Origin of the sequence: Gemmata palustris (genome assembly GCF_017939745.1) — a bacterium.
Lineage (GTDB): Bacteria > Planctomycetota > Planctomycetia > Gemmatales > Gemmataceae > Gemmata > Gemmata palustris.
Map to the genome: position 1 here is coordinate 379,457 of NZ_JAGKQQ010000001.1, position 13,765 is coordinate 393,221.

Here is a 13,765-nt window from a genome sequence, read left to right on the forward strand (position 1 = left end):
GACCCGGCGCCGGGACTGCCGCCGTACACGAACTCGAACGCAGCCCAACGGGACTGGAAGCGGTACTGGGATCTCGTGGCCCGTGGGACAAGTGGTGAAACTGGCCGCCGCCCGCGAAGTGCGTTCGTGCGTCGCACCGGCCGTTCTCCTGTGACCGAGGGGCGCCTTTATCCGGCGCGTTACCGGGCCGCGTCGCGGAGTTGGCGAAAGAGCTTCACCAGATCTTTGCCCTGGTAGTGCGCGTTCAGCCCGCTGGGGTTCGGTAGCACCCAGACGCGGGTTCCGCCGATAGCATCCGGTTGAAGCCCAACGGTGGCTTTGAGCTGCGCGAACGCAGTGCGGTAGGCTCCGATGCCCAGGATCGCGAGGTACTGCGGAGCAAACTCTCGCACCTTTGCGCTCAGGATTTCGCCGCCCGCGATGATTTCCTTTTTCGCCAGTTCGTCCGCACCGACGGTGGCGCGCGCGACCACGTTTGTGATGCCGTAGCCGAGCGGTAGTAGTTCGAGTTCTTCGCTGGGATCGAGCAAACGCGACGTGAACCCGGCCGCGTGCAGTGTGGGCCAGAAGCGGTTGCCGGGGCGCCCGAAATGGTGGCCGATGGCGGCCGTGTAGAGGCCGGGGTTGATGCCGCAGAACAGCACACGCAACCCCGGTGCGATCACGTCCGGCACGGTTTTGTTTTTCGCGGCCCGCAGTTGTGCGGGCGTGGGCCGAGGCGCTGGAGTCACTTCCGGTCCAATTTGGTAACGGCGGGGTTACTCAAGTGCGGCGCATCACCCGGGGCCTTGAGCGTTCCGAGGAACGCGAGCACCGCCGCCTGGTCGTCCGCGGCAAGGGTTTTGTACTTCTCGCTCACGCTCTTGGCGTCCCCGCGGTGCTTCATGACCGCGTCGCGCAGTGTCGGTGCGGAGCCGTCGTGCAGGTACGGCGCGGAATCCGCCACCCCCCACAGAGCGGGAGTTTTCCACTCGTTCGGCTTCGGTTCGTGGTCCGGGCGCTCGGGGAGTTGTAATTGCGGGGGCGGACCGGAACTGTAATCGCCACTCCCGCCCGTCGGCGGCGGGTCTTCCAAAGTGTATAGCAAGAAGTCGCTGTACACGCCCTTCACGCCACCCATATCGGGAACGTGACAGACGGCGCACCCGATTGTGGCGAAGACTTCCTTCCCGTGCTCGGCCGAAGCATCGCCGACTACCGCGACCGGCTTGGGCAACGTCTTCACGAACGCTAAAAGTGACCGGAACTGCTTTTTGTCGAGATCAGGGGTAGCAGGGGGACTGGCACCTGTGAGTGGTTTCACCTGTTCCGTTGAAGGTGTACCGAGGCCGAGTTCGTTCGCGCACGCGGCCGCGACGAACTCTTCGAGCGTGGCGAACTGCGCCTTCCATCCGAACTTGCCGATCCCGCCCGCGACGCGGCGCGCCCGACCGACCGGGATGTTGTCGAAGTTCAGGCTCATTTCCTTCGCGGCCACGCGGAGCCCGCGGTTGCGCTCGTTCCGCAGAATGGCGCGATCGGAAATCATGTCGATCCAGCCCGCGCCGAACAGGGCCGTCGTTTGCACGGATTGCGTGTGAACCGGATCGAAATCGGGAATGGTGGTCGTGGTGAAGCACCCCGGGCTGCCCGTTTGAAACGTCCGGCCCTTGATAACGGGGTATAGCTGTCGTAGTTTCCGCTCGGTCTCCTTCAGAGTCGGTTCGGTACTGAAGTTGTGGACGGTACCGTTTATGAATGTGAGATCGCCGGGCCTGGGGAGCACCTCGAAACTGGTCGCGTTGTGCTCGTTCCCGCCCGCGCCGCCCAACCCGCCCTGGAAGTGACACGAGGCACACGAGCGCGCGTTGAAGACCGGGCCGAGACCGTCTCCGTGTGCGAGCGGGTCGTTCGGGGTCCACTCGTGCTCGAACAGTTCGCGCCCCTGAGCCACTTCTGATGCGCGGGCCGATGGCCCCCAGATGATGGGGAGCCCGTCCGAGAAGAACCCCCAATACGTGCCGATTGTCGCGCTTCCGAGGACGATCGAATAAATCAGTCGGCGCTGGCCTGCGAGCGAAAGGCGGAGCATAGAGGGCCTCCGAACTGCATGACGGTGGCGAAGTGACCGACTCAAGAACGTCGCCCCGTTGCTCGCGTTTCACGCGGGCCGAAGAAACGCGCCGGTTCCAGTGATTGTCTATTCGGGGCTCAACTCTTGGCGCCCCCGGAGGAGCACAAGAGCGCCGTGCAACTCTCCGTTGCGGATGTACTTGACCGGTACTCGGTCGCCGGGTTTGTTATCGCGGATCGCATCACGGACGTGTTGAGTCGTCTGAATGCCCCAGCCGTTTACCGAGTGGAGCACGTCGCCCGTTCGGATGCCGGCGGCTCCGGCCCCGCTGTCCGGTGTGACGTGAGTGACGAGCATACCGTTTTCGTGGGGAGTGCCGTTTATGCCCAGCACCGGTGGGTTCGGCGTCCATGTCGTCAAGAAGAAGACCGCGAACACGGTGGCGTTGTGCAACCCGTGACAGAAGATCGGCGTGAGGAGTGTTTTTCGGAGATCGTACACGAGTGCGAGCGCGAGCCCCATGACCCCGATCGTGACGACGTGCGTCGGGCCATACGACCAGTGGAAGAGCCCGAACACCGCAGCCTGTATCACGAGCGCAATGAAGCGAACTGTTGAGCGGCAAAAAGCACGGTACACCATCCCGCGGAATAAAACCTCTTCGGTCACGGGGGCGGCAACAACCGCCAGCACGGTGATCAGAAGCAAGAACATGGGGTGGGTCGTTCGACCCGCGCTTTCGAGCGGATTGGTCCCCTGGGGCGGCTCCCCGAACAGTGCGGACCACGCGACGTAACCGAGCGCGAGGGACACCCACACGGCACACATAATCGGAACGGCAATGAGAGCTTCGATCACGATCCGGCGCGGCTGAACTGAGAACCGCGGGCGCCACCCGTAGCGCCGGGCCAGCGCGAGCGGGTACGCGACCGACCAGACCTGGGCGAATACAAGGGCGATCAAACGACCGACGAGCGGGACCGCCTGAGCCAGTGTACCGATTGAAGCCACAAGAATGATGGCGATGAGGGGGACGAGACCGACGAGGGCGTGATTGAGGTGCCACGGGACCGCGCGGAAGGCGATCCCACTCGTGTTCGGGGTGGCCGAAATGTCGGCGTCTGGGCGTTCGACGGAGTTCACCTGTGTCCGATCCCGTGAGCAGGAGTGTCTGGCCTTCGCCGGTCAAATCTTCCAATCGGGTTACTCCGCGGGTCACGCCTTCGCGCTGGCGATTCGTTCCAACCAGCGGGTCACTTCGGCTTCGGGTAGCACTTCGACGACCTCCGCACGCGACTTCAAGGCGTCGTGGATGTTCGCGAAGAAGTTGCTGTCCCACCCGCGCCCGCCCAAGACGGGCGGCCCGACGATCACGATGCGCTGGCCATCGAGCCGCGGGATCGCCGCGGGAGTTTCTTCAACCGGTAGTGATATGAGAGTGCCCATAGGGTCTTCGAGTGACCCGGACCAGATGTCGAAGTGGAACCGTGCGTGATCGGTCAGGAGGCGCGGGTGAGCACTTTCACCGGTCGCGATGGCGATCACTTCGGGGTCGACGGGTTCGCCCGCGAGGTGCCCGCCGCCAATGAGCGCCCCCTGGAGCAGCGTGAAGAGGTGCGCGTTGGTGCTGACCGCGTCCAACGCGAGGCGAAACCCTTTGCGTTCCTTCGGGGCCAGGACGAATAGATCGAGGCCATCGGTGAGGCTGAGCACTTGTGCGACAAAATTGGCTTCGCTGTACTGCTCTTGCAGCGCGAAGATGTTCTCCACGATCTCCGGGTCCGCACGAAGGGCTTGCCGGTACTCGGCCGAGCGGCAAATTACCGTCATCGTCGCGAGCAGCAGGTACCGCAGCCCGCCCGCTGATTTCGCGGCGTCCGCGTCAGCATCAAACAGTGCGCTGGGGGCAGCTTCTTTCTCGTGTGCTCGTCGAGTCAGTGCAAGGTGGCGCGGCAACTCGGCGAGTACGTGTGGGAACACCAGTCCGGGGTCGCCGCCGATTTCCACGAGCGTACCGCAGTTGAGCGCGATCGTGCTGCCGCGGAACGGGTCCGCGGCGCGGACGAGCGGGGCGATTGCCGCGAGCAGGGCGTTTAGTTCCGTGCGTGACCCGAGCGTCTGCGTGAATTGCATTAGCGTCGAGAACGGCGGGCCGCCGAAGGTCTCGGCCGGCTCTGCGCGAACGTCGTGTGTGGTCGCGGGTTTCTGCGCATATTCGGTGAGTGCGTTGAGAACGGCGGCGCGGTCGGGCATAACGGTTTCCGAAAATTACTTGCGCGTGAACCAGTACGCCCACGCGATAAACACGACTTGGAACGGTAACCGTACCCACCATACGGCGGGCGGCAAATTTGGGAACATCTCGGCGCCGACTTCCGGTTTCAGGGCCATGTAGAGGTTCGCGGGGAACACCGCGACCAGTAACGCGACGAGCCCCCACGCGGCCGGAACCGTGAGGTACGGAACCAGGAGGCCGATCCCGCCGAGGATCTCGAACGCGCCGCTAATCAGCACGAGTTCATAGTGCCACGGCATGTATGGTGGCATGATCTTCACATAAAACTCGGGCTTCCAAAAGTGGTTCAGTCCCGCGGCGACGAACAACACGCCGAGTAACCACTTCAGCGCGATTTTGGTCGTGAGCATCGTTTACTTCTTGTCGTCCTTCTTCGGCGGCGGAGCGAACGGGTTCTCTTTTTCGAGCGGCAACTGGAACGCATCCGCGATCCGCGTCATGTAGTTGCACCACCCGATGTAGTAAATCAGATCGACCGTGCGCTCGCGGCCGAACACGTCGACCAGCGCGGCCCGGTCCGCGTCCGTGATCGATGAGGGCTCCTTGCTCATCTTGTACGCCAGCCCGAACGCCGATTGTTGCGCCTTCGGGAACGAGGACCAGTCCCCGCTCGCTAGCTTCTTCGTCAGGGCCTTCAGGTCTTCTTGCTTGACGCCCGCGACCGCGAGCAGCATTTCGCTGTGGCCCATTCAGTAGAAGCAGTCGTTGGTCCGCGTCACCACCCAGAACACGGAGTTGGTGAACACGCGATCGACCTTGGCCTCCTCGTAGTACGCCGAGAGGCACGCGAACCACGCCCGCGTCAGTTCCGGCTGGTACCCGGCGCTGACGGTGTTCCAGAGAATTTTCTTCGCGGAATCGCGCTCGCGCGGCGGCAACTTCTCGATCACCGCGTCGTCGGGGAGCGGAACGCGGAGCGTGCGTTCTTTTTGCCGGTCCAGCGAGGCGTTGATCTCGTCGAAACCGTCCTTGCCCCACTCGACGCGGACCGAGATCCCGTCGGCCTTCACCGATTTCAGGTCGTCCCAGGGCGGCCGGTCGGGTGCCTTGAGTTTCGCGGCATCGAGATCGAACTTTGTGGCGACCGGCAGCGCGATCGGGTCTTCACCTCTCACTCCGAGCGCGAGTGTGACGCGATTTTGGAAGTTGGCACAGGCCACAGTGTGAACGATCGCGGTCACCTGCTCGGGAGTGAATCGCTTGAGCAGTGCGGCGAACTCGTTGTCGGTGATCGCGTGGCCCGCGAGTGTTAGCTTTCTCGCAAAAGCGAGCGCCGCGACTTCGTCGTCGGTAAGAGGTTGTGGGACCGGTTCGGCGCGGTCGAGATCGGCCTTTGCTGTGTCGCGCCCGTACTTACTGTTGAGTGCGTCGGCGACAGTCCACCGGATTCGGGCCGCGAACCGCGAACCGAGCGGGTTCTTCTCGCGGTGCAGGTAATCGAGTTCGAGCATCTTCGCGGTCGTTTTCGGTAACGGACCCGCGAACCGCTTTGCCCACTCTGGTAGTGAGGGCTTCTTTTGGGGTGGGAGTTTGTCCCACGCGGCCTCCTCGGGCAGCATCGGGAGCGGCGGTACGGTCTTCGTGGGCTGTGCCGACGCGGACACCGCGCACGCGAATACGAGGAGACCGGGAACAATGAACCGGCGCATGATGGACCCCTGTGTTGGGGCGGAATTGGCCAAAGTGAAGCATACCGGCAAGCGTGAAAAAGCGGAGCAACAAATCCGCCACAGATGAACGCCGATAAACACGGATCAAGACAGCAGAATATTTTGACAGGATGAACAGGATCAAGACAGAAGCGCGCTTGCTGTGTTGAAAGCTTATGCCTTTTGTTTCGTGGCACAGGCCTCTGGCCTGTGTGGGTGCCTCCGGCTTGCGGTACTGACGATTGGTCGAAGGCTTCCGAGCGAGTACGGCCTCAAACCCTTCGACCACGAGCAACCGGCGCGTGCGCCCGGCGGTCTGCACATCTACCCCGAAGGCGTCGGCGATCTTCGCGTCGGCCCACGCCGGACCGCCCTCGCCCTCGTCGGCCTTCAGCAAAATCCGCGCCCGGTTGCGGATCGTTTTGGAGCCCTGACCCCGATCCACCATCTCCGGCAATCGCCCGCGCTCCGACCCGTCCAACCGAACTACGAACTTCGCGTTCTGCTCCGTGACAGCCCACCTGTATGGAACGCCATAAGACCAGAGCACCAATTACCCGTCAATCCAGTGCGGTTGTGCCACAAGTGGAACTGGCTCCCTTGTGAGAAATTGTCTCAACAAGGGGTTTTTCCCTTAGATACCCCTGCGACCCCGTCAAACAGAAATGTGCAGAGCTCCGGTACGGATTCGGAACCAGTTCCTGCAAATTTCGTGGGAGCGACCGCGAGCAGAAATCGCTATGACAACTGCGACAACACTCTTGAACTCGCGAGGAGCACGACGATGCAAGGCAACCAAACCGTTATTGACGCGCTAAACCGCGCACTCACCATCGAACTGACCGCGATCAACCAGTACTTCTGCCAGGCGAAGATGTGCAAGAACTGGGGCTTCATGAAGTTGGCACACAAACACTACGAGGAATCGATCGGCGAAATGAAGCACGCCGAGAAGATCATCGATCGCGTGCTATTCCTGGAAGGAACTCCGGAAATTGCCCGGTACGATGTGATCCGCGTCGGGACCGATGTGAAAGAGCAGTTCGAGAACGACCTGAAGCTCGAGACCGGCGGCGTAACGGCTTACAACGAACTCGTTGACCTCTGCATTAAAGTGAAGGACAACGGGACGCACAAGCTCGCGCTCGAAATCCTGGCGGATTCCGAAGAGCACGTGGACTGGTTGGAAACGCAGTTGGGTCTGATCAAAGCGGTGAGTCTGGAGCGCTACTTGGCGGAGCAGATTGCCGGGGACGAAGACGGAGAGTAAACGGCGAGGTAGGCGTTCAGTTCGCGGTGGCAGCAGGTGCATCCGTCGCCGGCTTCGGTCGCCTGGCGCACCTCTTTAACCGTGCGCAGTCCGAGGGCAACGATGGCGGTAACGATCGCCTGCTCCGTTACTCCGAGGCAGCGGCATACGACCCGGTCGGGGCAACTCCCGACGGTCGCGCAACTGCGACACGAGCCGGCGCATTCCTCCGCCGTTTGGCTCAATTCCATTGGCGTAACCCATCCTATTGAGATACTGTCTCAAGGCATCATACTTATGCCTCTCGATGCGTGCAACACCAGGGCGCGGGATTTCTCGTGCTCCCATGCACTTTTCCGATTCCAACCACGAATCGCTTGGGTAAGGTAGAAGTGGATCTTAGAGCTTAAGTCGCAACAACTTACGTCGTCGGCACTCTTTATGATACTGGACAAGTTAGCACGTAAAAATCACCGGGAAATATCCGGTTCGCGCGTAAATGTGCGGGTGGATCCACACTTCACGAACGTTCAGCCGAGCAGTGCTTTTACGCGAGCGTGTTCTGCCGCGAGTCGCCGCTTTTCTGCCGATGGCGACTCCGGCAGCGCGGCCCGCTCCGGGTTGCAGTCTTTGACGAACTGCTCGTACCAGTCCGCCTGGATACACCACTGCCGCCCGACGCGGACCGCGGTGAGTTTGACCTTTCGATTGCCGACCGTGATCCGTTTCGTGACCCAGTTGTAAACGGTCATGCGTGCCTTGCCGATCCGCTTCGCCAGCGCGGGCAAAGTCTCGGCACTGCTGTCGATCCCGATCATGTAGCTGCTCCTCGGGGGATGTGAACGCGGTACGCCCGACGCGCGCCGCTGGGCGCGATCTTATACGAGCGTCGCGGGAGATGAAAGTGTGTGGTGGGCACAAAGAAAAGTCAGCTGGGGTGCCCTTGTGCCCGATTGAAATTCCGACAGGTGACTGGCCCTATTTTTGTTCGCACGGCGGGCTGGCCCAGTTAGGCCCACATCAATAACTTGTTACCTCTGACAGAAATTATAATCAGAGTTGCACCGGGTGCCACAGCGCGGATAAGTTGACCGCTAGGGACATTACATCTGTGCGGTAAGCCCTGCTGGTGCAACAACTATGAACGGACCCGAACCAGTTGTCCTGGCGGTAGTGCTCTGTGATGCGGTGCATACGGACCACGCGACGGGCAAGAGAACCTTGCTCGGTACGTTCTCCCGAATCAACGCATCTCATTTTCCCGTGACGCACCCGCGAATGGCGGTCTATGTTTGCTTAACCGAGTGCCACGGTGACCTACCCCTGACGTTCCGCATCGCCGACGCGAGCGACGACCGGGCGATATTCGAGGCATCGAACGTGATCGAGGTAGGCGACCCGTTAGCGGTCGTTGAGCTGGACATCCAACTCGGGGCGCTCACGTTCCCCGAGCCCGGCGAGTACCGAGTTCAGATTCTCTCGAACGGGCCACCGCTCATGGAACGGCGGCTGCTCGTGGTTCCCATAGCTATTCCGGATCACGCACCAGAGGGCGGGTAGATGTCGGACCAGTCGCCTCGATCCTTCACCGCGCCGGGTGTCAGCTTCAGCTTCGCCTACAACGTTCCCGTCGCCCCGTCATCTCCACCGACCCCGGTTCGCAAGACACCACCACCGGCACCCTGTGCCCCGAAGTCGTTCAGCTGTTGCGCATGAGCGGCGTGCGCATCCGTCCGCACCTCGTGGTTGACGAGCGCCCACGTAAACCGCGGTGAACACACCTGAGTAACCGCCGCGGGCCACGGGAGCCGAGTTGTTCCCTTTCTATCCGCCCTACTCCTTCCCCAGCGCCAGATCAACAACCCAGCACCCGCACGTGCGGCCCCGGTCCGCGGCAGTGATCGAAACGCGCAGTTCACGGGAACTCGACGGTCATGTTCAGGCGGTTCAGACGCTCCCATATGAACGACCAGTAGCCCGGGATGGACAGCGAATTCCGGTCTGCGTGAACGAGTCGCCACCCTTCGGCCGCCATCTCGGACATATGCACCTCACACCTGTTCGCGATCGTCTCGGCTGACGAGAAGCCCAGGCCGAACTTAACGGTAGTCATACGGTACTCAAACATCGCCCCTCACTCGTTTGGAAGTCATTTATTAGAGCCGTCCCAGCATGACCGATCCGGCGCCCGGTGCAAGCGGGAAGGGATCTAGAGTCGGTCAGCGCGCGACGGGACAAACCAGAGAAACGAATTGACGGGCGCCTCATGCGCGGTCGAATGCGAACAGATCGGCGCCTTTGGGGACAGGATCGTGGGACCGGATTTTCGGAAGCTCTGAAGCAGCTGTGGCGCCGCATTCGGGGCGCGAAGAGTCGATTAGAGGTGACGCGGAGATAATCGCGATCGCGAAAGAAGAGAGCCGAGCGTGGCGCCGTGGACCCGATGCGGGCGCTGCTGCGGGAGATCAAGGGACGGAACTATTCGCGCGACGCCGAAACCGATGTGGACCTCGACGCGATCGAGGTGATTATCAAGGGCGGGCTGCTGGACCGGGACTTAGAGCCTATCCCAAAACCCCGCGCCCTGGTGGGTGATCCCGGCGCAGGCGAAGTGGAGGAAGGCCTTGTAGTTCGAACCTTCTTCTCCCAGCGGATCAACAACCGCCGGAACCGATTCATCCAGCTATGCGTCCGCTCGACCACCCACCGCCGCGCCCGGTATCCGGGAACCTTCGCCCGCACGACGGGTTCGGCTCCCTTGGCCTTCTTGACCGGGATGTGGGCCGTGTACCCCCACGCGGCGACCAACGCCCGGACCGACGGGTAGTCGTATCCCTTGTCCGCGCACAGGTGCTGCGGCTTCTTCTTCGTCGGCTCGGGGCGCTCGGCGGCGATACCCTCCAGGGTCGCCCCGACCAGTCTCATGTCGGGCCGGTTGGCCCCGGCCACCTCCAGACCCACCGGAACCCCACGGCCGTCGGTCAGGACCGACCGCTTGGTGCCGATCTTGGCCCGATCCGTGGGGTTCTTGCCCGTCTTTTTCCCCCGAGGGGAGCCTTCGTCATGCTCCCGTCGAGGCTCTGCCACTCCCAGTCGATGCCCATCTCATCGTCGTACTCGCGCAGGGCGTCCTGCCACAGTTTGCGGAACACGCCCCGCTTCTGCCAACGCCGGAAGTACCGGTGCAGGCTGCTCCCGGAGCCGAACTCGGGCGGGGCCGCCTTCCACTGGCACCCGGTCCGCAGGACGTAGAAAATGCCGTCGAGAACCTGTCGTTGGGGTAACGGCGGGCGCCCACCCTTGCGAGATCGCCGGACCTTGGGAAGCAACGGCTCGACCCGCTCCCACAGGGCGTCCGGAATGCGAAACGCTTCAACGACCGTGTGCCGTGGCCATGTCGATCCTCCCCAACGGGCGAATCGGTGGGCACTTACATTCTATCCCGCGAGGTTCTGGGATAGGCTCTTAGCGCAGCATTATTTCGGGGCTTGAAACCTAACTGTACTTTCCGCGAACTTATAGCGTTTAAGCAGCCAGATCCAGGCACCGGTGCGCGGGGCGCGGATTCTCGCGGGGTCGTGGTGCTCGCCCACAACGGCCTGAATTTCCTCGGCCAGCAGCTCCGTTGCCAGGCCCGGCGCTTGTCCGCGTGGCTCGGGCCGGTTCGGATCGTCCCACGGGGAGGCCGCCCGATGGGCCACCAGTTCATCCGCCTTCTGGTTCCAGGCCCACACCTCGGTGAGCGTGAGGGACCACGCACACAGGTGGAAGCATCCCACGTTCGACGCGACCCCGCGTACCTGCTGGTGACCGGCGCCCGCGACCTGTTTGAGATCTCGAAAACAGGTTTCCAACGAGAACCGGTCCGCGATCAGGCCCAGGATGTCGGCCACGGAGGCCGTGGGGTCCGTGCAGAAGAACGCGACCCACCCCTTGGGTTCGTCCACCAGGACGACCCGGATCGTGCCCCCGGCCGGCCGCCACGTGGCCTCGAACGTCTTGTACCGCTTCTCCACGGGCTTCCCATACAGGGTGAACGTGCCCGTGGTCCACCGCCCTTGTGCCCGGCCCGCTTGGCGAGCGACACCCGCTGCTCCCCGTACACGCGGGGCCGCCCGCGGGCGCTCGGATCGCGGGCCGGGGCACCGTCCACAGGGCCGCGTCCTTGCGGAGCCGGCTCACCATGGTCACCCGGGCGCGAGTAGGGCCTTGAGCACCGGGGCCTTGGCGCGCCCCGTCGGCCACCACCCACGGCCCGGCCCCACGTCTTCAGCCACCCGTGGGCCCACCGGACCAGGTCCACGGCCATCACCAACTTGGTTGCGAACTCGGGCCGGTCCGGCCCGGGATGGCCCTGAGATCTTTGCGGCGGATGTACAGGCGGGCCAACAGGGGAGGGCCACAATCCCCCGAGGGGGTGTCCCACCAACAACCCGAGGACCACCCACACGTGCCGTACACGAACGGGCCCCGGCCGGCCCGGGTGTCGGGTTGTGGTGCCCCGGCCCCTCGAACCTTGGGCCCGTACCGCTCCGTCGGGGTGTCGTCGAGGGCCAGCACCACCCGAGGCGCAACGGCCACCATGGGCTTGAGAACCTCGACCAACAACCGCATGGCGATACGCTCGGTGCGGCGCCCCACGGCCGCGGCCGTGGCGTAGCACCGGCGGTACTGGGGCGACAGCCCGGCGGCCCGGATCCAACCCGCGAGGGTGCGGCGCCCGCGGGTCAGGATGATCCCGAGGAACAGGACCGCGAGCCGCCGCCCGGACCGCGGGTCCAGAGCCTTGGCCAGGGTTGAAAACCAGTGGCACCGAGGGGCCGGAGTATGCGAAGATGGCATGGCCGCGTCCGTTCGGGTCGGGAGGTCGTGTGGTAACGCCATCCTCCCGGACGGGCCGGCACTCGTCTACCCCGACCCCACAACTTACGCCAACCGCCTATAACTTCGCGGAAAGTACAGACCTAACAAGAACCCCGAATGACCGATCCGGCGCCCAGCGCAAGCCCAACGAAAACACCCGCCGATTGGCGGGTGTGGGGCGGCCGGTTCAATATACGCTCAGTCCGGACTAGTCCGGACGACATCACCCAGCGCCTGCATCGCGCGGTCGCGGTAAGCGTCAAGGACGGTCGCGTCCTCTGCCTCGCGCTCTTGCTCCGTCCGAAAGAGGGGCATATCGAGAACACTTTCTACAGCAGCGCGCAGAATGTTAGCTAACTGATCCGGCTCAACGGCTTCGAGTTCGTACACTGCGTCTCCGTGTTCTGCAACGAATCCAGCAGTGCGACTGGAAGATTCTTTAGCCGTTAGCAGTGGGGGGAGTTTGAACCTAGCCACCTGATCGGGGGTCAACGCGACCTTCACCGCCGTGATGTCGTACACGCCGAATTCGTCTCGCATAGAACTAGCAAACGTATCAGGGATATTCTCTCCTTCGGGATCAAGATCGCTCAAAAACGACAAAACCATGCGGTCTTTCCCGGACGCCTGGAACCGCTGCGCGAGCTGGTATCGAGTATCGATAGATGAATAGCCGCGACCGATAGTGTACGGGATGCAGTAGTCGACTACTGTTAGTATGATAAATGTTTGGATTGTCATCTTCTCGCCGATCACCTCTATGTAGGCAGGTTGACTTTGGAGCAAGTCGCGGTGATAGGACCCCAAGAACTCGTCTACCTGAATCTTCACGAACGGACGCGGGCTGCGCCAGCACTCCCATTGAGTCTGCGGCCGAGTCGGATCGTACACTGCGTTCCACGGCACGACGCAAGACAGCCGCGCGCGCGTGAGCAGGTCCGATAGATCCTTGTAAGATTTCTGGTTATTTGAGTACGTACTTTTTGAATCGCCAGCGTTCCTCAGCGGCGGGTGATTCAGTAGGCGGTAATGCACCTGCCGAAGCGTCAGAGGCCAGTAATCGCGGTTCGCGTTCAGAACCCTCACGGCGGCGTCCAACATTGGTCGCTTTGCCGGGGAGATGCTTGCGCGCTTACGGGCCGCGCCGGGTGCGAGGAGCTGCAGCCCCGCCTCCTCGCACCGTAATTCGACCCGATCGGCCTGCGCTCGGCGGTTGGCGAGGAGGTTAGCGTAAGCGGCGCCCTTGTCAGCGGTCGCCACCTTTTCGCGGATCACTTCAGGAATTGACTTGGCTCTTTGTTCATTAAAGTTTACGAGCAAATCTAGAAAGCCAGGGTCAGTTGAAAGGATCGATTGCCGCCGAACCTTCACTGTTTTCAGGCGGGCGAGCTGACACGCAACTCGCCGCCGGTGACCGGAGAGGATGACGTCATCCAGGGTGATAACGATCGGCTCAAGTAGTCCTTGTTGGCAAATCTTCTTAGCAAGGGCGCGGATGTCTGGGTCGGTCGGGTCCACCGTGCTGTAAACCACGTCGTTGATCGGCGCCGGGATTAGGCTATCAAGTGCAACCTCTTCGATAGCGGCGGCCGTCCGGACACGTCCGGACGGCCGCTTCTGTTCGGCGATTCTCATAGTAACTCCCAGGTGCGACA

15 protein-coding genes and 1 pseudogene are annotated in these 13,765 nt (G+C 62.5%); 2 read left to right on the top strand and 14 right to left on the bottom strand.

The window, feature by feature from the left end; translation table 11 throughout:
- Nucleotides 1-179: 179 nt before the first annotated feature.
- From mug to J8F10_RS01590, 7 genes are all read right to left on the bottom strand, one after another.
- On the bottom strand, nt 180-731 hold the full coding sequence (gene mug / locus J8F10_RS01560) for a G/U mismatch-specific DNA glycosylase (protein ID WP_210652021.1): 552 nt from the start codon (nt 729-731) through the stop codon (nt 180-182).
- Complete coding sequence (locus J8F10_RS01565; RefSeq protein WP_210652023.1) at nt 728-2,071, bottom strand: di-heme oxidoredictase family protein; 1,344 nt, start codon at nt 2,069-2,071, stop codon at nt 728-730. Before J8F10_RS01565 ends, mug begins: the two co-directional genes overlap by 4 nt.
- 108 nt (nt 2,072-2,179) lie before the next feature.
- A complete protein-coding gene (locus J8F10_RS40180) occupies nt 2,180-3,196 on the bottom strand; it encodes a CPBP family glutamic-type intramembrane protease (RefSeq protein ID WP_210652024.1) in 1,017 nt (338 codons plus the stop codon).
- 72 nt (nt 3,197-3,268) lie between these two features.
- Nucleotides 3,269-4,306 carry a hypothetical protein gene (locus J8F10_RS01575; protein ID WP_210652026.1) on the bottom strand — a complete coding sequence of 346 codons (1,038 nt, stop codon included), beginning with the start codon at nt 4,304-4,306 and terminating at the stop codon, nt 3,269-3,271.
- A 15-nt stretch (nt 4,307-4,321) separates the two neighbouring features.
- Nucleotides 4,322-4,699, bottom strand: coding sequence for a DoxX family protein (locus J8F10_RS01580; protein WP_210652028.1), 378 nt, complete (start codon nt 4,697-4,699; stop codon nt 4,322-4,324).
- Between the two features lie 3 nt (nt 4,700-4,702).
- Nucleotides 4,703-5,038 (bottom strand): carboxymuconolactone decarboxylase family protein, encoded by a 336-nt coding sequence (locus J8F10_RS01585; RefSeq protein ID WP_210652030.1) that lies wholly within the window; start codon nt 5,036-5,038, stop codon nt 4,703-4,705.
- Nucleotides 5,039-5,998: a carboxymuconolactone decarboxylase family protein gene (locus J8F10_RS01590; RefSeq protein WP_210652033.1), complete on the bottom strand. Its 960-nt coding sequence runs from the start codon at nt 5,996-5,998 to the stop codon at nt 5,039-5,041.
- Nucleotides 5,999-6,782: 784 nt separating this feature from the next.
- Between J8F10_RS01590 and bfr the strand changes: the two genes are divergently transcribed.
- Nucleotides 6,783-7,268: a bacterioferritin gene (gene bfr / locus J8F10_RS01595; RefSeq protein WP_210652035.1), complete on the top strand. Its 486-nt coding sequence runs from the start codon at nt 6,783-6,785 to the stop codon at nt 7,266-7,268.
- Here the strand turns inward: bfr and J8F10_RS40520 are convergent.
- Entirely contained in the window at nt 7,226-7,498 is a 273-nt protein-coding gene (locus J8F10_RS40520; RefSeq protein ID WP_210652041.1) for a (2Fe-2S)-binding protein, read from the bottom strand. The genes bfr and J8F10_RS40520 overlap by 43 nt on opposite strands.
- A gap of 279 nt (nt 7,499-7,777) precedes the next feature.
- Nucleotides 7,778-8,065, bottom strand: a complete 288-nt coding sequence (locus tag J8F10_RS01605; protein WP_210652043.1) for a hypothetical protein — start codon at nt 8,063-8,065, stop codon at nt 7,778-7,780.
- A gap of 322 nt (nt 8,066-8,387) precedes the next feature.
- Here J8F10_RS01605 and J8F10_RS01610 point away from each other — a divergent pair, with 322 nt between their 5' ends.
- Nucleotides 8,388-8,807: a DUF6941 family protein gene (locus tag J8F10_RS01610; RefSeq protein ID WP_210652045.1), complete on the top strand. Its 420-nt coding sequence runs from the start codon at nt 8,388-8,390 to the stop codon at nt 8,805-8,807.
- Nucleotides 8,808-9,162: 355 nt separating this feature from the next.
- Here J8F10_RS01610 and J8F10_RS01615 read toward each other — a convergent pair whose 3' ends face one another.
- The 5 genes and pseudogenes from J8F10_RS01615 to J8F10_RS01630 form a co-directional block, all read right to left on the bottom strand.
- Nucleotides 9,163-9,360 carry a hypothetical protein gene (locus J8F10_RS01615; RefSeq protein WP_210652047.1) on the bottom strand — a complete coding sequence of 66 codons (198 nt, stop codon included), beginning with the start codon at nt 9,358-9,360 and terminating at the stop codon, nt 9,163-9,165.
- Between the two features lie 444 nt (nt 9,361-9,804).
- Nucleotides 9,805-10,609, bottom strand: a pseudogene (locus J8F10_RS01620) (IS5 family transposase).
- A gap of 114 nt (nt 10,610-10,723) precedes the next feature.
- A complete protein-coding gene (locus J8F10_RS38235; protein ID WP_246522759.1) occupies nt 10,724-11,263 on the bottom strand; it encodes a hypothetical protein in 540 nt (179 codons plus the stop codon).
- Between the two features lie 292 nt (nt 11,264-11,555).
- Nucleotides 11,556-12,089, bottom strand: a complete 534-nt coding sequence (locus J8F10_RS38240) for a transposase (RefSeq protein ID WP_246522776.1) — start codon at nt 12,087-12,089, stop codon at nt 11,556-11,558.
- 219 nt (nt 12,090-12,308) lie between these two features.
- On the bottom strand, nt 12,309-13,745 hold the full coding sequence (locus tag J8F10_RS01630) for a ParB N-terminal domain-containing protein (protein ID WP_210652048.1): 1,437 nt from the start codon (nt 13,743-13,745) through the stop codon (nt 12,309-12,311).
- Nucleotides 13,746-13,765: the final 20 nt, after the last annotated feature.